The organism is Caballeronia zhejiangensis, assembly GCF_000698575.1.
Classification (GTDB): domain Bacteria; phylum Pseudomonadota; class Gammaproteobacteria; order Burkholderiales; family Burkholderiaceae; genus Caballeronia; species Caballeronia zhejiangensis.
Map to the genome: position 1 here is coordinate 465,882 of NZ_JFHD01000001.1, position 23,003 is coordinate 488,884.

Here is a 23,003-nt window from a genome sequence, read left to right on the forward strand (position 1 = left end):
CTATCGTGACAGCGCTTTGGCGTCAGGTTTCCATTGCATTGGCAATCTTCGCTGCCGTCTCGACTGCATCGGCCGCGAGCGGCGCGCCTGTGCCGGAGAAGCCGAAGCTGCATCTGGCGGCGGCGGGCGTCGGCTTTCCTTACCTGCCGTTCGTCATTGCGGACAGCCGGGGCTACTTCAAACGGGCCGGGCTGGATGTCGAAATCGGCGTGTTCAGCGGAGGCGCCAAGGCTCTGCAGGCGATGATGGGCGGAAGTGCCGACATCGTGGCAGGCGCCTACTCCAATACGATAACCATGGCCGCCAAGGGGCAGAAGCTGGTCTCGTTCGTGACGCTGGCCTCGTGCCCCGGATGGGTGTTCGGTGCGACGCGCGCGAGCCACGACAAGGTCAAGACTTATGCGGACCTGAAAGGCATGCGTATCGGCGTGAGTTCGCCCGGATCGAGCTTTCATATGGGCGTGAACTATCTGCTGAGCAAGTCCGGCTTGAAGCCCGGCGACGTGTCGATCATCGGCGTGGGTTCATCTGCCGGAGCGATCGCTGCGGCGCGCAGCGGTCAGATCGACGCGTTGATGAGCAACGACCCGGTCGCCACCGTTCTGCAGGGCAGCGGCGATCTGTTTCCGTTGGCCGTGATGCGAGACCCGGCCGGCACGCGCGCGACACTGGGCGGCGACTATCCGGAAGCGGCCATGTACACGACGAGAGATTTTCTCGTCAAGTATCCGAATACCGTGCAAGCGGTGACGAATGCGATCGTCGAGGCCGAGCGCTGGATGGCGCATGCAACGCCCGAACAGGTCGCCGCCGCCGTGCCGCAGCAATATGCGCTGGCCGAAAAGGATGTCTTCGCTCGTGCGTACGCCAACATGCGAAGCTGCATTTCGCGCGACGGCCTGATGACGGACGCCGCCGCGCATACCGTACACGATGTCCTGACCGCATTCGATCCCGAAATCGGCAAAGCATCGATCGACCTGAAGACCACATACGACAACCGTTTCGTCGAGAATGCGGACAAGCGTTGAACCGAGGAGACCAGACATGGAGAGCGACATCCGCATCCTGGCGGAGGGCCTGATGTTCCCCGAGGGACCGGTGGCGATGGCCGATGGCTCGGTCGTGCTGGTCGAAATCGAGCGCGAGACGATCAGCCGCGTATCCGTCGACGGCAGCGTGAGCGTCGTTGCGGAAACAGGCGGAGGGCCGAACGGTCTCGCTGTGGGTCCGGACGGCGCTTTCTACATCTGCAACAACGGGGGATTCCTGTTCCGTACCGTTGCCGGGCTCAATCGCACTCGGCCGGGTATCCATCCAGGCTATACGAGTGGGCGGATCGAACGGTTCGACCCGCGCACGGGCACGCTGACGACGCTCTACGAGCGCTGCGGCGATCATCCGCTGTGCGGGCCGAACGACATCGTGTTCGACCACGAAGGCGGCTTTTACTTCACTGATTTCGGCAAGAACCGGCTGCGCGATCGCGATCACGCGGGTCTTTATTACGCGCGAGCCGACGGGTCGATGATCGTCGAAGTCGCGTATCCGCTTACTACCGCGAACGGCGTCGGTCTGTCGCCCGACGATCGCGTGGTCTACGTCGCCGAAACAGAAACGGCGCGCTTATGGGCGTTCGACCTGGAGGAACCCGGCCGGGCGCGCAAGCATCCGTATCCATCGCCGCACGGCGGACGTCTCGTGTGCGGGCTTCCGGGCTACCAGCGATTCGACAGCCTGGCCGTGGACGCGGCAGGAAACATTTGCGTAGCGACGCTCGTCACGGGTTGCATCACCGTGGTCGCGCCGACCGGCGAGGTGATGCGGCAAGTCATGGTCCCCGACGGCATGGTGACGAACATCTGCTTCGGAGGCGCCGACATGAAGACAGCGTATGTCACGATGTCCGGCACCGGGCGTCTGGGTGTGCTGTCGTGGCCGGAACCCGGATTGAGGCTAGCTTATTCGTGATTGCCGGGCTGCTGCTGCGCGCTTGCGAGCAGGTGTTTGAGGAAGAGCTGGACGGGTGCGGGAAGAGACTCCGCCTCACGCACGCAGATTTTCCAGTGCCGCTCGGCCCACGGTTCGTCCAGCAGGACAGCAACCAGCGGCGCCGAGCTGACGTAGCGCTCGGCGTGATGCTCGGGCACGAGTCCCACGCCAAGGCGCGCTTCGACCATGCTGCGCACCGGCTCGAAGCCATTGACCCGGATAGACAGCTTGAGCGGATGGTCGAGGTCTGCCGCCGCGCGCAACACCAGCGAATTCAGATAGCTTCCTTCCTGAGGCCCCACGAGCGGATATCGCGCCACCTCGCGAAACTTGAGACGGCCGGCACGGCCCAGCGGATGATCGGGCGGCATGATGACCACGAGGCGGTCGCTTCGGTACGGATAGACCTGCAGGCCGGCAGTTACCGTGGTGCCGCCGAATACGCCGATATCGGCAGTGTTTTCGGAAACGGCGCGCACGACAGCAGGGCTCAGGCTCTCCTGAAGGTCGATGCGCAAAGCTGGATGGAGATCCAGGAAATCGCGGATATCCTTGGCGATGTACTGGACGATGGTGGAGAGGCTGGCGTGTAGCCGGATCTGACCGCGAACGCCTTCCGCGTGGTCGAGCAATTCGCTTTCCATCTGCTGGATGTCGCGCAGCAGCGTCCGTGCGTGTTGCAGCAGTGCTGCCGCCGCGACGGTCAATTCCAGCCCCTTGTTGCTACGCACGAACAACGCCGTCTTGAGGATGTCTTCGAGCTGCGACATGCGCTTGCTGAGCGCCGAAGCCGCGATGTTCTCGAATTCCGCAGCCCGCGCGATGCTGCCGTGTTCGCAGACGGCGACGAAAAGCTTCAGCGATTGGAGGTCGAAGCGCAAGTGAATCTCCGGGGACGCGATCGCTCGCGCCGCGACGTTTTCATGACGCGAGAATAGCCATGGAGCCGGCAGGAAGTCAATCGAGCGCAGCCGTCAGGGTGTCTGCAACCCGCCGTCCATCAAGCGCGTCTGCGTCCATAGCGTGACGTTACGCTCGCACGGATACTTCGCCGCTTCACGCTCATCGAGATCGACGCCCAAGCCCGGCTTTTCGTTGGCATGAACGAAGCCGTTGCGAAACTGAGGAAGTCCCGGGAACACATCGAGCAGTGCCTCACGCGGACCTTTCAGTTCCTGAATCACGAAGTTCGGCGGCTCGGTGCCCGACCATTCCTGCACGCCGAAATTACGCGACGCAAGGTCGATATGAATGTTCGCTGCGTGCGCGAGCGGCGACATGTCGCCCGGACCATGCCAGGCTGTCCGCACGCCGAATTGCTCGGCGAAGATCTGCAGTTTTCGCGCCGCGGTGATGCCGCCGATCTGACTCAGATGCACGCGAATGAAGTCGATCAACCGCTCCGTAATCAGAAAGCGCCATTCATACGGATTGTTGAATAGCTCGCCTTGCGCCAGCGGCGTCGTGGTTTTCTCGCGCAACTGGCGCATCCATTCGCCTTCTTCGAGCGCGATCGCATCTTCGAGAAAGAACAACTCGAAAGGCTCGAGCTCGCGCGCGAAGCGAATCGCCTCCACCGGCTTCAGACGCTCATGCACGTCGTGGCACAACGCGACATCGAAGCCGATCTTGCTGCGGATGCCATCGAACAGCTTGAGCGTGTCGCGAATGTACTTGCGGCTGTCGAGGTAAATGCCGTCCGCAGCGCCTTCCGGCGCATTCGATGGCGCGCGGCCGAATGCGCCGCCGCCGTATCCGCCGCTTTGACAGCGAACATGCGTGATGCCCTGCTCGCGATATCGCTGAATGTTGTCGCAGAGTTCGTTGAGATCGCGGCCATCCGCATGACGATAGATCGGCACGCCTTCGCGCACCTTGCCGCCGAACAACTGATACAGCGGCATGTTCGCCTGCTTGCCCTTGATGTCCCACAACGCCATATCGATGCCCGAGATCCCGTTGTTTTCGATCGGTCCATTGCGCCAGTACGCGTTCTGATGCATCAATTGCCAGAGCTCTTCGATCGCCTCGGCATCGCGCCCGATCAGCAAGGGCCGCATGTATTCTTCGATCAGGCACTTGACCGCGAGATGCCGGTACGCGAAGGTCGCGCAGCCGAGCCCATACAAGCCGGGCTGATTCGTCTCGACCCTGACGACGATGAGATTGATGCCTTCAGGCGCGGTCAGGATGACCTTGACGTCGGTGATGAGCGTTGCCATGAGTTATTTCACGAGAAGCGAAGTCACGGAATCGGACTTGCTGCCCGTGCCTCCCTTGGGTGTCGAGCGCTGGCCGGTCTGCGCGGGCACCAGCATCATGAGGACGACCGACGCGAGCAGCGCCGCGGCCATGAACACATACGATGCGGAAGGACTGCCCGTCGCACCGTTCAGATAGCCGACGAGCCACGCGCCGAGGAAGGCGCCGAGCGCACCGCACGCGTTGATGAGACCGATCGCGCCGCCGAGCACATTGCTCGGAATCAGCTCGGGGACGAGCGCGAAGAACGGTCCGTAAGGCGCGTACATCGTGGCGCCCGCGATCACGAGCAACGTGAACGACAGCCAGAAATTCGACGTGCCGACGAGATACGAACCCACGAACGCGACCGTGCCGATCAACAATAACGGCCACACGAAGAGCTTTCGATTGCGCGTTTTATCGGACAGATACGATGCGAGCAGCATCAAAACGATGGCCGCGAGATACGGCACGGCGGAGAGCCAGCCGACCGAGACGATATCGATCGTTTTCGACGCCGACTTCAGAATCGACGGCAGCCACATGATGAAGCCGTACACGCCGATACTCCACAACGCGTGAATGGCGCAGCACTTGAGCACGATGGACGAACGGAACGCCGCCTTGTAGTCCCGCACCGGCGCGATATGCGCCTGCTCGGACTTGAGGATGGCATCGAAATCGGCTTTCTCCTTGTCGCTCATCCAAGGGGCATCGGCGGGACGATCCTTTACCGTGAACCACCACACGATGGCCCACAGAATCGCGGGCACGCCTTCGATCACGAACATTTCGCGCCAGCCGAAGTTGCGAATGAGATAGCCCGACACGATCGACATCCACAACACCGTGACCGGATTGCCGAGAATGAGGAACGTATTCGCGCGTGAGCGTTCCGTGCGCGTGAACCATCGGCTGATGTACATGAGCATGGACGGCATCACCGCCGCTTCGACGATGCCGAGGATGAAGCGCAGCGCCATCAACGTCGGAATGTTGCTCACCATGCCGGTCGCGGCGGCGCATAGGCCCCACAAGATGAGGCTCGCGAAGATCAGCTTCTTGACGCTGTTCTTCTGTGCGTAGATCGCGCCGGGCACTTGAAACAGGCAGTATCCGAGGAAGAACAGCGAGCCGATCAGCGACGAGGTCGCCGACGTGATGCCCAGATCCTTGTCGATGCCCGCGGCCGCCGCAAAGCCGTAGTTCGCGCGATCCAGATAAGCGAGGCTGTACGTGATGAAGATGATCGGCATGAGATGCCACCATCTTTGCGGTGCGACCGTTTTGATGTTGTCCATGATGTCTCCGATGTCAGAGTACGGCGAGCCAGCCGCCATCGACGTAAATGATTTGCCCGTTCACATAGCTCGATGCAGCCGACGCGAGGTACACCGCCGTACCGACGAGCTCTTCCGGTTTGCCCCAGCGTTGCGACGGATTGCTGTTCTTGACCCACTTGTCGAAGTCCGCGTTATCCACGAGCGCCTGGTTCATGTCCGTCAGGATGTAGCCGGGGCCGATCGCGTTCGCCTGAATATCGAATGACGCCCATTCGGCGCTCATGGCGCGCGTGAGCATCTTGATGCCGCCTTTTGCGGCCGTGTAAGGCGCAACGGTCGCGCGCGCGCCTTCGCTCGTAAGCGAACCGATGTTGATGATCTTGCCGCCGCGCTTGCGCTCGATCATGCGACGCGCGGCTTCCTTCGCGACGATGAATGCGCTCGTCAGATTGGTATCGATCACGCGTTGCCAGTCGGCGAGCGCGAGCTCGATCATCGGCTTGCGGAACTGAATGCCCGCGTTATTCACGACGATATCCACTTCGATGCCCTCCGCATCCCACGCGGCGAACGCAGCGGCAACCGACGCTTCATCGGTGACGTCGAATGCGCGGCCGCGTGCGTCGAAGCCTTGTGCCTGCAGACGGCCGACAGCGGCATCGACGGTTTCGGCTTTCGTGCCGTTGACGATAACGCGCGCACCCGCCCTCGCCAGTCCTTCCACGAGCGCGTAGCCAATGCCGCGTGCCGAACCCGTGACGAGGGCCGTTCGGCCATTGAGATCGAACAACTTGTTCATGCGTGTTCCTTATGTGATGCGGTCGAAACGTCGACGCGAGCGCGTCCGCGCAGCCTCTTTGGCGAGGCTGCGTTCCTGGTTGCCAAACGATGATGTATTGCTATGAAGGCGTGTCGTTCACGGTGCGGGCAAGCGCCGCGCGATCGTCGAAGTCCTTTTCCGCGCGTTCGATCAGCGTGAGCACGGCTTGCTCCGCCGCATGTGCGTCGCCTTGTTCGATCGCGATGCACAACGCTTCGTGCATCGGCAGCGAGCGGGCGGGGCCGCCCTCGATCTCCGAGCTCAACTCAAAGCTCGTGCGCAGAATTGCGGAGAGCGCGTTTTGCATCTGCTGAACAAACTGGTTGTGGCATGCCGTGAGAATCGCACCGTGGAACGCGAGGTCCGCCGGCACGTATTCGCCTTGTCCTGCAACGGCGCGCTCCATCGCCTTGAATGCGCGACGCAACGCGATGCGGTCCTCAGGCGTCGCGCGCTTCGCCGCGAGCTTCGCGGCATTCGGCTCGCGTTCGGGCGTGGTCGCGTGTTGCCGCGCTCGCACTGGCAGTTGTTCGGCTCTGCTGCCTGAGTCCGTGGCGAATTCCGAGTGCCAGTCGCACGGGTGTCCGAAAGGCGCGCTGATGCGCGTGCGCGCGTGCGTCGACAAATCGCCGAGGGATTCCACCGCGTGACGCCTGAGATAGCCGGGCGCGGCGACGAGCACACGCTCGAAGCGCCCGACGATCCTGTACGCGTTGCCCGAATCGGGGAGCGCCGCCGCCGCCAGCACCGAGACGTCGAACTGTTGGTGCACGAGATCCGGGATGCCCGGCAGCAACTTCAGATCGACACTCACCTGCGGATGCGCGCGCCGGTATTCCACCACGGCCGACATCAACTGCGCGAGACCCAGGTCCGGCGAAGCATGCACGCGCAGGCGTCCACGCGGGACGGTGGCGGCGTCGCTTGCCTCGGCTTCGGCGCTGTCGATCTGAGCGAGGATCTCCTTGCACTTCTGGTAGTAACGTTCGCCGCTATCGGTGAGGGACACGCGGCGGGTGGTGCGCTGCAAGAGCCGCGTGCGCAAGCTGTCTTCGAGCGAAACGACCGCGCGTGAGACGATTCCGACGCTGCAATCCATGCTTTTCGCGACGCCGCTGAAACTGCCGGTCTCGGCGACGCGCGAGAACACACGCATGCTGAAGAGCTTGTCCATGTCGGCTTTGTCTCCGGGCTGAAATTCAGGCGCGCTCCTGCCGCGCGATGGACTCACAATACGTTCGCAACGCGCTCGACGCCATCAGTCGTGGATACAGTCAGGTCATCCTTGCGTATAGGGTGAAGACAGATCAACTTGAACTCGAAACGCTGCAGGTGTGGCATATGTACTTTGCTCAAGGACGACATTTGAACTTGGGACCTACACTTAAAACTCTGATAATAAAGCTTATGTAAAGTCAGTTAGAAAGGCGGCAGACGAAAGCTGCCGCACACACCGCCGAGGCGCCATGAAGAAAACCGGGATGAGCAGCGACGCTCGCACGGCCCTGCGAGATCGATCCGCCGCCTAGTGCCCGAATCGTCGCACGAAACGATAGAAGATCCACGGATGAATCTTCAGCATCGCCATGACCAGCGACAGCTTCGGCCGATGGTCCGAAACCATGCCGAGCAAGTGCCTGAGACGAAGCCTCTGCGCGACGCTATCCAGAATAGGCTCGGCTGACCGATACGTCGGCGCCTTGATCGCTGCCTGAAACGCGATGGTCCGAAAGCCATAGACATATTTCAGCCTGAAGAAAAGCTTCCGGTAATTTCTTATCGGCATGGACGCCGTGCTCTTCTCTACCCGATCCATGATCGCAAAGATGTCAATGATCTTCGGATTGAATCGTGTCGAGATGCCCGATTCGCGATACATGTACGAATACAAGGTATCAGGCATGAGACGAACGACGCTGGCTTTACCGAGCGTCTGGACCGAAACACAAATATCCTCGTAGATCAGCCCCGTCGGATGCTCGATCGCGAGGAAGATCGAGCGGCGTACTAACTTGTTGAAGCAATACGCCTGCAACGTCAAGTCGAGAATTTTCTCTACGGCTTCAACACCGCTCATGACGGTATCGCCGGCTTCGACGCGATAATTGATCTTGCCGTCCGGGCTAATATTCTCGGCGGCAAAAATTACGATGTCCGCATTGAGCTTCTCCGCTTCTTCGGCGACCCGGCGTATGAGATCGTGATGAACGTGGTCATCGCTGTCCACGCAGAGCACATATTCGCCGCTCGCGGCGAGTGCCGCAATCCTGCGAGTCTCTGCGAGCCCCTTGTTTTCAGCGTTTTTGATGAACTTCCAGCGAATTCTGCTTTGCTGTTCGAGGATGCGTAAGGTCATTTCCCCGGAGCGGTCAGGACTGCTGTCGTCGACGGCGATGATTTCGAAATCGGTGGAAGTCTGCGACAGTAGTGAGTCGAGGCATTCTTCGATATACGGCTCGACTTTGTACACGGGCACCAGCACACTGATTTTCGGCGGTTCTGACATGAAGTTTCGTCCCTATAACTGCACGTGAGTGCTTTATTCAGGAAAACGACTAGTGCCAGAGGAGTTTACCCGATGAGCGGCGTGAATGTGCGGCTTTGGGCGAAGACAGATCGGAGGCTCGAACGTCTCACGTGCCGAGAAGTCGCCTGCACCACGCGCGCGCATGATGTGAAAAAGGGCGCTTTCGCGCCCTTCTTATCCGATGAAGGGCAAATGCTCGCTTACTTCGCCCCCAGCAAATGCGGCAAAAACTGCGGGATATGCGGGAAGAAGATGATCAGCAGCAGGTCGATCACCAGCGCGAAGATGAAGGGAAGAATCGCGCGTGTCGCCTTCTCTACCGACACGCCGCCGATCGAAGCCGCCGTGAAGAGACAGAAACCTATCGGCGGCAGATTGATGCCGATGGCCGAGTTGATCAGCACGATCACGCCGAACACGACCGGATCGATGTGCATCTGCACGACGAGCGGCAGGAACACCGGAATCACGACGGCAATGCTCGAGATCGTTTCCAGCACGGTATGCGCGGCGATGAGAAACAGGTTGATGAGGATCAGCAGCACGATCGCGCTCGTGGTGATCGCGAGAAAACTATTCGCGACGTGCAGCGGAATCTGCGCTTCGATCAGATAGCGCCCAAGCACGAACGCGAGCCCGAGCAGGAACGAGACACGCGTGGTGTTCACTGAAGTTCGCACCAGAATGTCCTTGAAATGCGAGAGCTTCAGCGTCCGAAAGATAAACGCGCTCACCAGCGTCACATAGACGGCCGCGACCACGCCCGCCTCCACCGGCGTGAAGATGCCGCCGAGGATGCCGCCCAGAATGATGACCGGCGTGAGCAGCGCCCAGAACGCTTCGCGGAAGGTCGTCCACAGCTTGCGCCCATCGAACGGCTCGACGGCGCTGTAGCCCTTCTTCACCGCGGTCACGTAATTGACGATCATGAACGACGCGACCACCAGCAGCATCGGAATGATGCCGGCGATGAACATCGTGCCGACCGACACGTTGGCCGTATAGGCATAGACGAGCATGCTCATCGACACGGGCGAGAGCAGCCCGAGCGAGCCCGCCGCCGATTGCAACGCCACCGCGAACGCGCGGTTATAGCCCTTCTTCACCATGCCGGGAATCATCACCGAGCCGATGGCTGCCGTGTCGGCCGTCGCCGAGCCGGAAAGGTCCGCGAAGAACATGCTCGCAACGATCGTCACCTGACCGATGCCGCCGCGCATGAAGCCCACCAGTGCCTGCGAAAATTCGATGATGCGCTTCGACACGCCGCCCGAATCCATGATCGCGCCCGTCAGCATGAAGAACGGAATGGCGAGCAGGCCGACGTTGTTGAGGTTCGAAAAAAGCTGCTGCGGAATCACGAGCAGCGACGTGCCGTTGATCGACAGCGCGAGCGTCGCCGCAATGCCGATGCAGATGGCCACCGGCACGCCGAGCCCGAGCAGCCCTGCTCCAAATGCGATTGCCCACATGATGTTTTTCCTAGAGATGTTCGGACACGCCCTCGACGAGCGTGGCGTCGGTCTGCGTCTGCGGCGCGAGATGCGAGACCGCGATCCGCACCAGCGAATGAAACGCGAGCAGCGCGCCGCACACCGGAATCGAGAGATACGGATAGACCATCGAGATCGGAATCGACGCGGCGGTTTCGGTGCCCATCAGCGCGAGCATGTCCGTGCCGTACAAGACGAACACCGCGCCGAGCGCCAGGATCGCGCAGTCGGTGAAGTCCTTGAGCAGCGGCGCGAACGCAGCCGGCACGCGATCGGCCAGCACGCGCACTTCCGGATGCGCGCGCAGCTTCACGCCGGCCGCGGCGCCGAGGCACGTCAGCCACACGAACAGATACGCCGACACTTCGTCGGACCACGACAGCGAATCGTGCAGCACGAAGCGGAAGATCACCCCGAGCCCCGCGACGATCACCGCCCCGAGCAAAAGGCAGCTACAGACGAACAGATTGATCTTCAGCACGATGCCGTCAACGAACATCAAGCCGCGCGCGAGCTTTTCCATGCGTGTCGCCTCCCGTGGTGCCTGGGTTGTGCGGTGGCCGTCGTTCGCATCCGTCATTTCGATGCGACCGCCGGCGCCTGCTTGGCCGAATTGATCTCCTGATACAGCGCCGGGCCGTCCGGAATCTTGCCGATCAGTTCGTCGCGCGCGGTCTTGGTCGCTTGCGCCCACGGCGCGGTATCGACCGTCGTGACCTGAATGCCCTTCGCTTTCATCGCGGCGATCGCGGCGTCGTATTCGCGCTTGTACTCCTTGAGATCGAAGTCCGCCGCGATCTTCGCCGAGTCCTGGAACGCCTTCTGATCGGCGGGCGAAAGCTTGTCCCACGCGCTCTTGCTCATCGCCAGCACGACCGGCAGATAGTTCACATGCGTCACGTAGAAGTGCTTGGCGACGTCGGAGAACTTGTCCTGAACGAACTGCTCGGGCGAAGTATCGGCGCCATCGACGAGACCTTGCGACAGCGCGAGAAACAACTGGTTGTAGGCGAGCGGCGTCGGATTCGCGCCGAGTGCCTTGTAGCCCGCGATATAGCCGGGACTCTGCATCACGCGCACCTTGAGGTCCTTCATGTCCGCGAGCGACGTGACCGGACGTTTGGTCGTGAACAGGTTGCGTTCGCCGACCGCGAGCCACGTCAGGCCGATCATGTTAACCGGCTTCATCATGTCGAGATACTTACGCCCGACCGGGCCTTGCAGCACGCCGTTCGCCTCGTCCATGCTGGAGAAGAGATACGGCATATCGAAGATCTGCCACTGCTTGATCGTGTTGTCGATCGGCGCCTGCGCGGAGATCATCAACTCCTGCGTGCCGGTGCGCAGCGCTTGCGTCATCTGCACTTCGCCGCCGAGCTGCGATTGCGGGAACAGTTGAATCTCGATGTGACCGTGCGTGCGCGCGGCGACTTCCTTCGCGAACACCTGCGCGGTCAACTGATAGTGATTGTCCGGCGCCAGCGTGTGACCGAGCTTCATCACGACCTTGTCCTGCGCGCTCGCGCCAGACGACGCCGCCACGCACATCGCGGCGAGCGCCGCGCTCATCGCCATGCGCAGCATGCTCTGCGCTCTGAAAAGCGAACTCATGTTGTCTCCTTGCTCGATATGGATACCGCCCGGCGAGTGCGCCGCATCGTTCGGTGCGAGTGCCCGGTGCGAATGCGGAGCCGGCGGGTTGACGCAAGTATTTGTGATCGCGGCGAGGGTGCGTTAGGACCAGTCGTCGAATTTCTTGGACTTTTTTACGCTGCCCTTTCGCATCGCCGGGTCCGATGCAAAAAAGTCCAAAAGATCGCGCGAACCGTCCTACCGGTTGCCTGTAACGCGTCTTTAAAGTGACTTCCAAGCCGGCGATGCAACATCAGCACGCATCGTTCAGCGTTAACCCCAACTCATCCGAGAAGAAACATCGACATGGCCAAACGCCCTCATATGGATTGCTATGCAATCGGCGACACCGCCGATTTCGCCAAGACCGTCTCCGAATACGATATCTACGGCTTTGCCGGCATCGTCGGCGATTTCTACGCCGTGCATCTCAACGAGGAATACGCGAAGGGCACGCGCTTCGAAAAGCGCATCGCGCAGGGCTGCCTGTCGGTCGGCTTCCTTTCCACGGTGATGGGATACATGGCGGCGAAAGCGCCGAGCCCCGGCGCCGTATCGTATCGCTACGACATCACCTTTAACGCGCCGGTGTTCATCGGCGACACGGTGAGCGCGCGTCTCACGCTCGAAGAAAAGGATGAAGAGCGCAACGTGTGCATCTTCGCCGCCGACGTGACGCGCCAGGACGGCGTGGTCGTGGCATCGGGCAAGACCTATCTGAAAGTGCTGTGACGCCATGACGAACGACACGCTTCCCGTTCTCGCGTCGCAGCATGGCGCGCTGCGCCTCCTGACGCTCAATCGCGCCGACAAGCTCAACGCGTTCACGCCCGACATGCTCGCGGCGCTCGAAGCCGAAATCGCCGATGCGCTCGCCGACGACGCGACGCGCGTGATCGCGCTCACCGGCAGCGGCGCAAAGGCGTTCGCCGCGGGCAACGACATCGAGCGGCTCGTGTCGCTCGACGGCGTCTCTGCTTATCGCGACATGGTGGCCGGACAGCGCGCGCTGTTGCGTCTGCATGAAAGCGCGAAGCCGACCATCGCGATGGTCAACGGCTACGCGCTCGGCGGCGGCTTCGAACTGGCGCTCGCGTGCGACTTCATCGTGGCATCGAGCGAGGCGAGCTTCGCATTTCCCGAGATCACCCTGAACACCATGCCCGGCTGGGGCGGCACGCAACTCGCCGTCGCCAAGATGGGGCTCGCGTGCGCGAAACGCTTCGTGATGAGCGGCAGGCGCTTTTCCGCGCGCGAATGCGAGGCGTTCGGCTTCATCCACGAAATCGCCGCGCCCGCGAAACTGTTCGACGCCGTGCGCGCGCTGGCCGACACCCTCGCCTCCTACGATCCGTTCGCGGCCGAGATGGCGAAGCGCGCGCTGAATCGCGCGAGCGACATGCCCTTGTCCGCCGGACTCGACTTCGAGGCCGCGCAATACGCGGTGAATTTTTCGAGCGAAGGCGCGCGCGCGGGCCTGCGCCACTTCGTGGAACGCAAACGCGCACGCCGCGCCGCGCGAGCCGACACCGCACCGGTCACGCCATGACGACAACCTTCAATCAACCTCACTGGCTCGGCGAAGAGCACACGATGATGCGCGAGGCCGTGCGCCGTTTCGCCGAGAAGGAAATCGCACCGCAATCGGAGACGCTCTGGGAGCAGGAAGCGTTTCCCTACGCGATCTGGCGGCAGGCCGGCGAACTCGGCTTCACGGGCTTGCCGTATCCCGATGAATTCGGCGGCGGTGGCGGTGACTGGCTGTCGTTCGTGATCGTGCTCGAAGAACTCGCGCGCGTGGACTGCGCCGTCGCCAATGCGCTCATGGCGAACTCGACCATCGCGAGCCTGTTGAACAACTACGGCACGCCGCAGCAGAAAGCGCGTTTCTTGCGCCCGATTCTCGACGGCACGCAGATCGGCGCGATCGGATTGTCCGAGCCCGACGCCGGTTCCGATGCGGCGAATATCGGCACGCGCGCGGTCTTCGACGGCGAACGCTGGATCATCGACGGTGCGAAGACGTTCATCAGCAATTCGGGTACGGAGATCGGCGGGCCGACCGTGATCGCGGCTGTCACCGGCACGCGACCCGACGGCCGCAAGGAGATCTCCAACTTCATCGTGCCGCAAGGAACGCCCGGCTATGGCAAGGGCAGAAAGCTGCGCAAGATCGGCTGGCGCGCATCGATCACGCACGAACTGTTCTTCGAGCAATGCGCGATTCCCGCCGATCAACTGCTGGGCGAACGCGGCGCGGGCTTGCGTCAGACGCTCGCGCAGATCAGCACGGGGCGCATTCTGATCGGCGCGCTCGCGCTCGGCATCCTGCAGGGCTCGCTGGATCGCTCGGTCGCGTACATGAAGGAGCGCCGCGCGTTCGGACGCGCGATCGCCGAGTTCCAGGCGCTGCAATTCAAGATCGCCGACATGGCGGCCGATGCGCACGCCGCGCGTCTGATGCTCTACGACGCCGCCGCGTCGAAAGATGCCGGCGCGCCCTTCGATGTGCAGGCGTCGCAAGCCAAGCTGTTCGCCACCGAGCACGCGATGAAAGCCGCGCATCAGGCATTGCAGATTCACGGCGGCTACGGCGTCATGGCCGAGTTTCCCGTCGCGCGCGCATTCGGCGATGCGAAGGTGCTGGAGATCGTCGAAGGCACGTCGGAAATACAACGCATGATCATCGCGCGCACGCTGCTCGCGTGATCGCGCGCTGAAACCGAGAGGAGAATGTTCATGCTGGAAGGCATCAAGGTGCTGAGTTTCACGCATTTCCTGCAAGGCCCCGCCGCCGTGCAGATGCTCGCCGATGTCGGCGCGAATGTCATCAAGGTCGAACCGCCCGGCGGCGCGTTCGAACGTAGCTGGACCGGCGCGGACGCGTTCATCGAAGGCGTGAGCGTGTTCTTTCTGCTCGGCAACCGCAATCAGCGCAGCATCTCGCTCGATCTGCGCGACGAAGCCGCGCGCGAGATCGTGTGGCGTCTGATACGCGAAGCCGACGTGCTCGTCGAGAACTATCGTCCCGGCGTGCTCGACAAGATGGGCTTCGGCTACGCGCAGGTGCACGAAGTCAATCCGCGTCTCGTGTATTGCTCGTGTACCGGCTACGGTTCGTCCGGGCCTTATCTGAAACGTCCGGGCCAGGATCTGCTCTTGCAGGCGATGAGCGGACTGACCATGCTGTCCGGCGATGCCGAATCGCCGCCCACGCCGGTCGGTTCCGCCATCGTCGATCAGCATGCCGCCGTGCTCGCCGCATTCGGCGTGGTGGCCGCGTTGCAGGCGCGCGAGCGCACGGGCGTCGGCACGCGCATCGAGAGCAATCTGCTCAACGCCGCGCTCGATCTGCAAATCGAGCCGTTCACGTATTACATGAACAAGGGGCCGTTGTGGGCACGCACGCATCCGCCGATGGGCAGCCGTTTTCATCCCGCGCCGTATGGCGTGTACCGGACGCGTGACGGTTATATCGCGATGTCGCTCACGCCGACGCAGAAGCTCGCGAATGCGCTGTCGTGTCCCGCGCTCGCCGAATTCACGCATCCGAAGGACAACGTGCGAAGGCGCGACGAGATCAATCGCCTTGTCTATGACACGCTGAAAACGCGCACGACCGAGGACTGGATGCGCACCTTCGAGGAACACGATATCTGGTTCGCGCCCGTCAACGACTACGAGCAGGTGGAGCAGGACCCGCAAGTCGCGCACAACGAAATGATCCTGTCGTTCGATCACGAGGAAGCGGGACCGGTGCGCGTGCTCGCGCATCCTGTGCGCTACGACGGCGCGGCGCCGCCCTTGCGGCGGCATCCGCCGAAACAGGGACAACATACCCGCGAAGTGCTCGCGGAACTGGGCTACACGCCGCAGGAAATCGACGGCTATGTCGAACGCGGCATCGCATTGACATCGAGGAGAGAAGCATGAGCGCACAACCGAACAACTGGCCGGCGCTCTTGCGCTTCGACGACGTCGAGATCGGCCGTACGCAGGTGAACGTGCACACGGTCACCGAGGCCGAAGTGGACGCGTTCGGGCACCTGTCCGGCGATCTGAACCCGCTGCACATGCAGCACGCCTTCGCCGAATGCTCGCCGTTCGGACGGCGCGTCGTGCATGGCCTGTTGACGGCCGCGCTGGTGTCGGCGGCGCACACCGAACTGACAGGGCCGGGCTTCGTGTATGTCGGACAGGAGCTGCGTTTTCTGGGGCCGGTGTATATCGGCGATACGGTGACGATCAGCGTATGCGTCGTCGAAAAGAAGCCCGCGAAACACATTCTCGTGATGGACACGACCGTGCGCAATCAACAAGGGCACGTCGTGCTGAGCGGACTTTCCGCGCTGAAGGAACTGCGCTTCGATCATGCGCTGATGGCGCGCAGCGCGGCGGCGTGACATCGCCGCGCGGGCCGCATGGTGTAAATGCCAGTTAACCGGCGGGCGCGGGCACGGCTACACTCGTGCAGTTGCCCGCGCAGCGCGGGCATGCAGGCGGGCGCGAAGACACTCGCCGCCGACGGAGGAGACAGTTGGATACCGCATGTTGCTGTCACGTTCCGGTGATCCGGATCGAGGACTACGAATACGGCGCACACGTCAAGACGCCGGACTTTCATCTCGCGCCGATCGAGGCGCTCAAGTCGACGCTGGTCTATCCGCATCGGCACGACTTCTATCACATGATGTGGGTGCTCGCGGGCAGCGGCTCGCATGTGATCGATTCGGTGCGCTACGACGTGCGTCCCAACACGCTCTACTTCATGGCGCCGGGACAGATTCACGATCTGGATCTTTCGGCCGACACGCTCGGCTATTCGCTCAGCTTTTCGTCGGAGTTTTTCGCGTTCCGCGTGCAGAACCGCCATACCGAAACCGAAGTGCCCGTCTACAACTTCGAGCAGCTCGCGCCGTGCGTCAATCTGAGCGACGCGCAGGTGCGCGAACTGGCGCGCGTGATGGACGGCATTCGCCATGAGTATCAGGCGGAACAGGTCGGCTACACCGACGCGATCTGGGCCTACTTGCACGTTTTCCTGATCAAGGTCGCGCGCATGTGCGACGCCGCCGCCATGCGAGATGCCGCCGCGACGCGCAGCGTGCTGCTGTCGCGCCGCTTCAAGAGTCTGCTGGAAAAGCATTTTCGCTCGGTCAACGAGGCGGCCGATTACGCGCGCCTGCTCAACGTCACGGAGCGCGCGCTCAACGAGGCGACGCGTCAGGCGCTCGGCAGCACCGCGCCCAAGCTGATCCGCGAGCGCGTGATGCTGGAGGCCAAACGGCTGCTGCTGCACTCCGAAGTGAATGTCGCGGAGATCGCCGCGATGCTCTCGTTCGACGATCCCGCCTACTTCAGCCGATGCTTTCGCAAGCACACGGGCCGCTCGCCGATCGACTATCGGCGCAGCCTCGACAAGCTGCACATCTGAGCGTCGTCGTGCGCCGCTTCGGTGCGGAAATGTCCAACAGTTCATGCGTTTCATCCTAACGCGCTCGCGCGGGCGCTTCTTAGAATCGTCCTGCGAATGACGAACTCAAGGAGACGCCGTGTCGAACGCAATGAACCCGCTGTCACTCAGCGAGAACCAGGCAAAGCTGTTTCGCGAAACACTCGATAAAACCGCGCAGAAGGTCGCTTCCGACGAGCTGACCTTCGGCGTCGAATTCCCGCAAGTCACCGGTCCCGATGGTCAATGGGTGCGTCTGCCCGCGTCGCTCTCTGCGGGCTACGACGGCGACGCATGGAGCCACGGCAACTGGTTCTGCGGCTTCTGGGTCGGCTTGCTGCTGAGTTCGTATCTGCACACCGGCGAGGCGCGCTTTCTCGAATGGGCGCGTGCCCGCATGCTGCTCGTGCGCCAGCGCGCGCAGGATCCGAACACGCATGACATCGGCTTTATCTTCGATAGCAGCGCGGTGCCGGGGCATCACATCACCGGCGACGCGTGGTTCGCCGATATCGCGCTCGAAGCCGCGGACAAGCTGCGCGCCCGGCTCGTGACCACGCGCGGCGGCGCCTATCTCGCGTCCTGGGGGCCGATCTCCGATCCGCGCGGCCGCAGCGCCTCCGCGATCGACACGATGGCCAATCTGTCGCTGCTCTACTGGGCCGCCAATCACGCCGACGACGGCAGCTACCGGCACGCCGCGGACGCACACGCCGAGATGACCGCGCGCGCCTTCGTGCGCGTCGACGACTCGACCTATCACGCCGTCGAATACGACGTGGAGAGCGGCGCGCGCAAACGCGGCTACACGTTCCAGGGCGCGTTCGACGAATCCGCATGGAGCCGCGGCCAGGCCTGGGCGATCTACGGATATGTGAACTCCGCGCGGGAAACCGGCAAGCGCGGCTATCTGGACCTCGCCGAGCGTCTCGCCGATTACTACCTGCGCCGCCTCGAAGGGCGTCAGGTGCCGCCGTGGGACTTCGATGCGACCGGCCGCGACGCCGAGATCAAGGACACGGCCGCTGCCGCCGTGGTGGCGTCGGCGTTGCTGGAGATGGCACGCGTGCATCCCGATGCGCACGCTGCGGGCAAATGGCAAGGCCACGGCCTCGCGATGCTCGAAGCGCTCTGCCGCGACGAATTCACACGCGACGGTCAGCACGGGCTGCTGCATAACTCGTGTTACTCGAAGCCGCACAATATCGGCGTCGACGGTGCGACCATGTTCGGCGACTTCTACTTCGTCGAGGCGCTATGCCGCGCCGTGCATCCCGGCAAGCTGCGCCCGCTCGACGACACGCGCATTGCGCTCGCCTGAGGGTGTCACGAAGCCATCGCCGGCAACGCGGCGCGCGCAATCGATAACCCGCGCGCGCCGGATTACCGATCTGCGTGGGCAACTGCTCCTCGCATTGCAAAGCTAGCGCGCATTTTCATCGAGCACGAGAAGGTTGTCGTGAGAAAACCCGAGCGCTACCGGCTGCCCGCGCTCCGGCAGGGTCCTGTTGGGATCGTTGAAGACATCGAGCGATACGACCGCGTTGCTGACCCGCGCACGAATGCGCACCACGGCGCCGAGAAAGCTGATCTGCTCGACGGTGGCCGCGAGCGAATTCCGTCCGTTCGACGGCGGCTCCAGGATGATCGCTTCGGGGCGCAGCGCCAGCAATCGTTCCTTGCCGGCATCATCCGGCGGCAGTGGGCGCGACGTCACGAGCTCCTGACCATCGACCGCGATGCGCCCGCTTCCGGGATCGATCACGCGCCCGGCGAGAATGTTCAGCGTCCCGACGAACGATGCGACGAAGCGCGTGCGCGGAAAATTGTAGATGTCGAGCGGCGAGCCGATCTGTTCCACGCGCCCGTCGTTCATCACGACGATGCGGTCGGAGATCGACAACGCCTCTTCCTGATCGTGCGTGACGAAAATCGATGTAATGCCGAGCTCGCGCTGCAGCGCCCGAATGTCCTCGCGTAATGACACGCGGATTTTCGCGTCGAGCGCGGACAGCGGTTCGTCGAGCAACAGCACCTGCGGCTTGCTCGCGAGCGCGCGCGCCAGCGCCACGCGCTGTTGCTGTCCGCCCGACAATTGCCACGGATAACGCGCGGCGAGTTGCGGCAGCTTGATGAGTTCGAGCATCTCGGCGACGCGCGCGTCGATCTCCTTCTGCGAACGCTTCGCGACCTTCAACGCGAAGCCGATGTTCTGCGCCACCGTCATGTTCGGGAAAAGCGCATAGGCCTGAAACACCATGCCGACGGCGCGGTCGCGCGTACGCATGTGCGTGACGTTGCGTCCATTCAGACGGATCGTGCCGCGCGTGGGCGTTTCGAATCCGGCGATCATGCGCAGCACCGTCGTCTTGCCGCAACCCGACGGACCGAGAAACGTGATGAATTCGCCCTGCTCGATCGTCATGTCGAACCGATGCAGCGCGACGTTCGGCCCGAACGTTTTGTGAAGATCGTCGATTTCGAGAAATGGCATAAGTCGCGGCCTCGTCGGCTCAGGTTTTATGGCCGGCCAGTGCGCGCGCCGATCCGAACACCTGGATCAGGCCCATCGATGCCCATGTGACGACGAACGCGATGATCGCCAGCGCCGAGGGCTCGTATGCGCGATTCGCGCCGATCAGTTGCAGATAAGGTCCGAACGCCGGACGGTCCAGCAGGCTCGCGATCGTGAATTCGCCGATCACGACGGCGAACGTCAGGAACGCGCCGGACAGAATGCCCGAGCGCACGTTGGGAAAGATCACGCGGAAAAGGATCGTCGTCCAGCCGGCGCCGAGACATTCGGCGGCTTCGGTCAGCGAGCGGACGTCGACGGCGCGCATGCCCGCATCGACGGCGCGGTACATGTACGGTAACGACAGCGTGACGTAGCCGAAGACGAGCAGCAGATCGGTCGCGCGCTCGTTGCTGGTGAGCGGCAGGATGGAACTGCTGTTATAGATGCGCAGATAACCGAACACGATCACGATGGCCGGTATCACGAGCGGCAGCAAAGTGATGAACTCTACGACGGGCCGCAGCTTCGGCAGACGCAATTGCACCCAGTACGCGGTCGGCACGACGAGCAGCACGCCGATCACGATGGTGAGCAGGCCCATGAGCACCGAGTAGCCGAACGAAGCCTGAAAACGCGGATCGCCGAGAACGACGCGATACGCGTCGAAGCTGTAAGCGTCGCGGCGCATCCGCAGGCTGAATTCGAAGGTGGCGGCGAGCGGAATCACAAAATACATCGTGCCGACGATCATCGCGATCCAGGCGCCCGCGCGCGATTGCGTCTTCATGCGCGTCTTCATGCGCGTCTTCATGTGCGTCTTCATGCGCGTCCCCTTTCGGCCCTCGCGCGCAACCAGATGTAGCCGCCGTTCGACAAGCCCGTGACCACGATCATGCCGAGCGCGAGCGCATAGCCGAGGTTCTGGTTATGCAGCACGTCGCCGCGAATCTGCGCATACAGCAGAATCGGCACGATGTTGAGCGAGCTGCCCGTCAGCGCATAGGCCGTGGCCACTGCGCCGAACGCGTTGGCGAAGAGCAGCAGCGCCGCGCCGAGCACGCTCGGCCACAGGACCGGCAAACCGACGTATCGCCAGTACTGCGCGGCCGTGCCGCCGAGACAGTCGCACGCTTCGCGCCACTCGCGTTTGAGACCGTCGAGCGCGGGCGTGATGATGAGGACCATCAACGGAATCTGGAAGTACAGGTAGGTAATGGTCAGCCCGACGAAGCTGAGGATGCTGAAGCCGGTCGAATACAGATTGACGCCGAGGTATTTGCGCGCCAGCACCGTGACGAGGCCCACGCGTCCCAACGTGCAGATGAATGCGAACGCGAGCGGCACGCCCGCGAAGTTGGACGCGACGCCCGAGAACGTCATGAGCGTCGGACGGATCCACGCCGGCAGCCGGCCATGCACCGCTGCCCAGGCGAGCAACGCGCCGAACAGCGTCCCGCCGGCGGCGGATGCCACGCTCACCTTCACGCTGATCCAGTAGGCATCGAGCACGGCGGGCTGAAACAGTTCGCGAAGATTCGCCAGCGTGAAGCGTCCCTGCGCATCCTGAAACGCGCCGATCATCAGAAAGGTGGTGGGCAACAACAGAAACAGCAGCGCGAACGCAAAGAATGGCGCGACGCCCGCATACGTGAGCCAGCCCGCGCCGCGGCTCGCGCGGGCGGGGCCGGACTGCGGCGCGGGCGCGGCCGGCGTCAGCAGATCCGGGCCCGAAGCGCCTGGCTGCGGAGATGCGCTCATTCCGGCGAACTCGCGGCTACTTCACGTTCGCGCCGACGACCTGATCCCAGCCTTTGGTGACGGCGTCCTTCGTGGCGTTTTGCTGTTCGAGCGTCGGGAACACGGCGTTGCTGTAAGCCGATGCCGGCGGCAGTTTGGCAAGCAGCGCCTGCGGCACTTTCTTCTGCGCGACCAGCTCGTTATAGCGCATCGGATGGCAGTATCCGGCCAGCCAGCCGAGTTGCCCTTCGTCGGAGTAAAGGAATTCCATCCACAATTTCGCGGCGTTCGGATGCGGTGCGTAGGCGCTGATCGCCTGCACATAGACGCCCGCGACGACACCCGTCTTCGGCACGATCACCTGCACTTTCGGATTGCCTTTGAGCGTGTCGCGATCGGCAAGCGCGTTGTAATCCCAGCGCACGATGATCGGCGTCGTCCCCTGCGCGAGCGACGCGGCCTTGCCGATCACCGGCACGAAGTTGCCGCTCTTGTTCAGATCGGCGAAGAACTTGAGGCCCGCCTGGTCGGCCTTCGACGCGTCGCCCTTCGTCTGCGAAAGGCCCGCCGCATGGACAGCCTGAATCGCCTGATTGGCCGAACGCGGGTCGCCCGCGAGCGAGACCGCGTTGCGATAGTCTGACTTGAGCAGATCGCCCCAATCGGACGGCGGCTTGTCGATCATGTCCGCGTTGACTTCGAACGCGAGCACGCCGTAGTAGTCGCCGTACCAGTAGCCTTCCGCATCCTTCGACGCAGCCGGGATCGAATCCCACGTCGACACCTTGTAAGGCTGCAACAAGCCTTCCTTCTTCGCGGACGGACCGAACGACAGGCCGACATCGATCACATCCGGCGCTTGCGGACCCTTGTTGCCCTTGTTGGCCTTGATCGCTTCGATCTCGTCGCCCGAGCCCGCATCCGGATTCAGCTCGTTGACGTGGATGCCGTACTTCCTCTGGAACGTGTCGATCAGCGCGCCGTATCCGCACCAGTCGTGCGGCAACGCGATCGTGGTCAACTGTCCTTCCTGCTTCGCGGCGGCCACGAGCGCCTCGGATGGCGCGGCCGATGCGGCGTCGATGCCGCCCGCCGCGAGTCCCGCTGCCGTGGAGATCGAAAGGAGACGGCCCGCCCAGATACGCTTCATCGTCATCGCTGTTCCCGAAAGGAAGGTAGTGCGTTGAAGAGAACCGCCGATTGCTGATGCAGGCTAGTTTCAAATCCTCAAATTTGCAAGCTGCCAAAAAAGTACAACTTTCGCTTATGACGGATGTAAGCTGAACAACAGCGTGCCAGCGCAAT

22 protein-coding genes are annotated in these 23,003 nt (G+C 62.6%); 9 read left to right on the plus strand and 13 right to left on the minus strand.

Going from position 1 to position 23,003, the window contains the following annotated elements; genetic code table 11:
* Positions 1 to 5: 5 nt before the first annotated feature.
* Positions 6 to 1,031 carry an ABC transporter substrate-binding protein gene (locus BG60_RS02080; RefSeq protein ID WP_008346622.1) on the plus strand — a complete coding sequence of 342 codons (1,026 nt, stop codon included), beginning with the start codon at positions 6 to 8 and terminating at the stop codon, positions 1,029 to 1,031.
* 16 nt (positions 1,032 to 1,047) lie between these two features.
* Positions 1,048 to 1,971 (plus strand): SMP-30/gluconolactonase/LRE family protein, encoded by a 924-nt coding sequence (locus BG60_RS02085; protein ID WP_008346624.1) that lies wholly within the window; start codon positions 1,048 to 1,050, stop codon positions 1,969 to 1,971.
* Here BG60_RS02085 and BG60_RS02090 read toward each other — a convergent pair.
* The 9 genes from BG60_RS02090 to BG60_RS02140 all read right to left on the minus strand — a co-directional run bounded on the left by BG60_RS02090 (position 1,962) and on the right by BG60_RS02140 (position 11,970).
* Entirely contained in the window at positions 1,962 to 2,873 is a 912-nt protein-coding gene (locus BG60_RS02090; protein ID WP_008346626.1) for a LysR family transcriptional regulator, read from the minus strand. The genes BG60_RS02085 and BG60_RS02090 overlap by 10 nt on opposite strands.
* Positions 2,874 to 2,966: 93 nt before the next feature.
* Positions 2,967 to 4,214 carry an enolase C-terminal domain-like protein gene (locus BG60_RS02095; RefSeq protein ID WP_034470177.1) on the minus strand — a complete coding sequence of 416 codons (1,248 nt, stop codon included), beginning with the start codon at positions 4,212 to 4,214 and terminating at the stop codon, positions 2,967 to 2,969.
* Between the two features lie 3 nt (positions 4,215 to 4,217).
* Positions 4,218 to 5,537, minus strand: coding sequence for an MFS transporter (locus tag BG60_RS02100; RefSeq protein ID WP_008346630.1), 1,320 nt, complete (start codon positions 5,535 to 5,537; stop codon positions 4,218 to 4,220).
* A gap of 13 nt (positions 5,538 to 5,550) precedes the next feature.
* Entirely contained in the window at positions 5,551 to 6,318 is a 768-nt protein-coding gene (locus BG60_RS02105) for an SDR family oxidoreductase (RefSeq protein WP_008346633.1), read from the minus strand.
* 100 nt (positions 6,319 to 6,418) lie between these two features.
* Positions 6,419 to 7,513: an FCD domain-containing protein gene (locus tag BG60_RS39470; RefSeq protein WP_008346635.1), complete on the minus strand. Its 1,095-nt coding sequence runs from the start codon at positions 7,511 to 7,513 to the stop codon at positions 6,419 to 6,421.
* A gap of 351 nt (positions 7,514 to 7,864) precedes the next feature.
* Entirely contained in the window at positions 7,865 to 8,845 is a 981-nt protein-coding gene (locus tag BG60_RS02125) for a glycosyltransferase family 2 protein (protein WP_008346637.1), read from the minus strand.
* Between the two features lie 221 nt (positions 8,846 to 9,066).
* The gene (locus BG60_RS02130) at positions 9,067 to 10,338 is read right to left on the minus strand and encodes a TRAP transporter large permease (RefSeq protein ID WP_008346639.1); all 1,272 of its coding nucleotides are present in this window, start codon (positions 10,336 to 10,338) and stop codon (positions 9,067 to 9,069) included.
* 10 nt (positions 10,339 to 10,348) lie between these two features.
* Positions 10,349 to 10,882: a TRAP transporter small permease gene (locus BG60_RS02135; protein ID WP_008346641.1), complete on the minus strand. Its 534-nt coding sequence runs from the start codon at positions 10,880 to 10,882 to the stop codon at positions 10,349 to 10,351.
* A gap of 53 nt (positions 10,883 to 10,935) precedes the next feature.
* Positions 10,936 to 11,970 carry a TRAP transporter substrate-binding protein gene (locus BG60_RS02140; protein WP_008346643.1) on the minus strand — a complete coding sequence of 345 codons (1,035 nt, stop codon included), beginning with the start codon at positions 11,968 to 11,970 and terminating at the stop codon, positions 10,936 to 10,938.
* A 327-nt stretch (positions 11,971 to 12,297) separates the two neighbouring features.
* Here BG60_RS02140 and BG60_RS02145 point away from each other — a divergent pair, with 327 nt between their 5' ends.
* The 7 genes from BG60_RS02145 (at position 12,298) to BG60_RS02175 (ending at position 18,764) form a co-directional block, all read left to right on the plus strand.
* The gene (locus tag BG60_RS02145; RefSeq protein ID WP_033535795.1) at positions 12,298 to 12,723 is read left to right on the plus strand and encodes a MaoC family dehydratase; all 426 of its coding nucleotides are present in this window, start codon (positions 12,298 to 12,300) and stop codon (positions 12,721 to 12,723) included.
* Between the two features lie 4 nt (positions 12,724 to 12,727).
* Positions 12,728 to 13,540, plus strand: coding sequence for an enoyl-CoA hydratase/isomerase family protein (locus BG60_RS02150; protein WP_008346647.1), 813 nt, complete (start codon positions 12,728 to 12,730; stop codon positions 13,538 to 13,540).
* Positions 13,537 to 14,700, plus strand: a complete 1,164-nt coding sequence (locus BG60_RS02155; protein WP_008346648.1) for an acyl-CoA dehydrogenase family protein — start codon at positions 13,537 to 13,539, stop codon at positions 14,698 to 14,700. Before BG60_RS02150 ends, BG60_RS02155 begins: the two co-directional genes overlap by 4 nt.
* 30 nt (positions 14,701 to 14,730) lie before the next feature.
* Positions 14,731 to 15,924 carry a CaiB/BaiF CoA transferase family protein gene (locus BG60_RS02160; RefSeq protein ID WP_033535816.1) on the plus strand — a complete coding sequence of 398 codons (1,194 nt, stop codon included), beginning with the start codon at positions 14,731 to 14,733 and terminating at the stop codon, positions 15,922 to 15,924.
* Positions 15,921 to 16,394 carry a MaoC family dehydratase gene (locus tag BG60_RS02165; protein ID WP_008346652.1) on the plus strand — a complete coding sequence of 158 codons (474 nt, stop codon included), beginning with the start codon at positions 15,921 to 15,923 and terminating at the stop codon, positions 16,392 to 16,394. The genes BG60_RS02160 and BG60_RS02165 overlap by 4 nt, the downstream gene beginning before the upstream one ends.
* A gap of 134 nt (positions 16,395 to 16,528) precedes the next feature.
* Entirely contained in the window at positions 16,529 to 17,425 is an 897-nt protein-coding gene (locus tag BG60_RS02170) for a helix-turn-helix domain-containing protein (protein ID WP_008346653.1), read from the plus strand.
* Positions 17,426 to 17,543: 118 nt separating this feature from the next.
* A complete protein-coding gene (locus tag BG60_RS02175; RefSeq protein ID WP_235366153.1) occupies positions 17,544 to 18,764 on the plus strand; it encodes a glycoside hydrolase family 88 protein in 1,221 nt (406 codons plus the stop codon).
* A 102-nt stretch (positions 18,765 to 18,866) separates the two neighbouring features.
* On the opposite strand, the gene BG60_RS02180 is transcribed toward BG60_RS02175, so the two are convergent.
* Genes BG60_RS02180 through BG60_RS02195 form a run of 4 tightly spaced genes read right to left on the minus strand, consistent with a single transcriptional unit; the run spans position 18,867 to position 22,854 of the window.
* Positions 18,867 to 19,937, minus strand: coding sequence for an ABC transporter ATP-binding protein (locus BG60_RS02180; protein WP_008346656.1), 1,071 nt, complete (start codon positions 19,935 to 19,937; stop codon positions 18,867 to 18,869).
* Positions 19,938 to 19,956: 19 nt separating this feature from the next.
* Entirely contained in the window at positions 19,957 to 20,748 is a 792-nt protein-coding gene (locus tag BG60_RS02185) for an ABC transporter permease (protein ID WP_008346658.1), read from the minus strand.
* Positions 20,749 to 20,780: 32 nt separating this feature from the next.
* Positions 20,781 to 21,719, minus strand: a complete 939-nt coding sequence (locus tag BG60_RS02190; RefSeq protein WP_008346659.1) for an ABC transporter permease — start codon at positions 21,717 to 21,719, stop codon at positions 20,781 to 20,783.
* A 16-nt stretch (positions 21,720 to 21,735) separates the two neighbouring features.
* A complete protein-coding gene (locus BG60_RS02195; RefSeq protein ID WP_008346660.1) occupies positions 21,736 to 22,854 on the minus strand; it encodes an ABC transporter substrate-binding protein in 1,119 nt (372 codons plus the stop codon).
* Between the last annotated feature and the right edge of the window lie 149 nt (positions 22,855 to 23,003).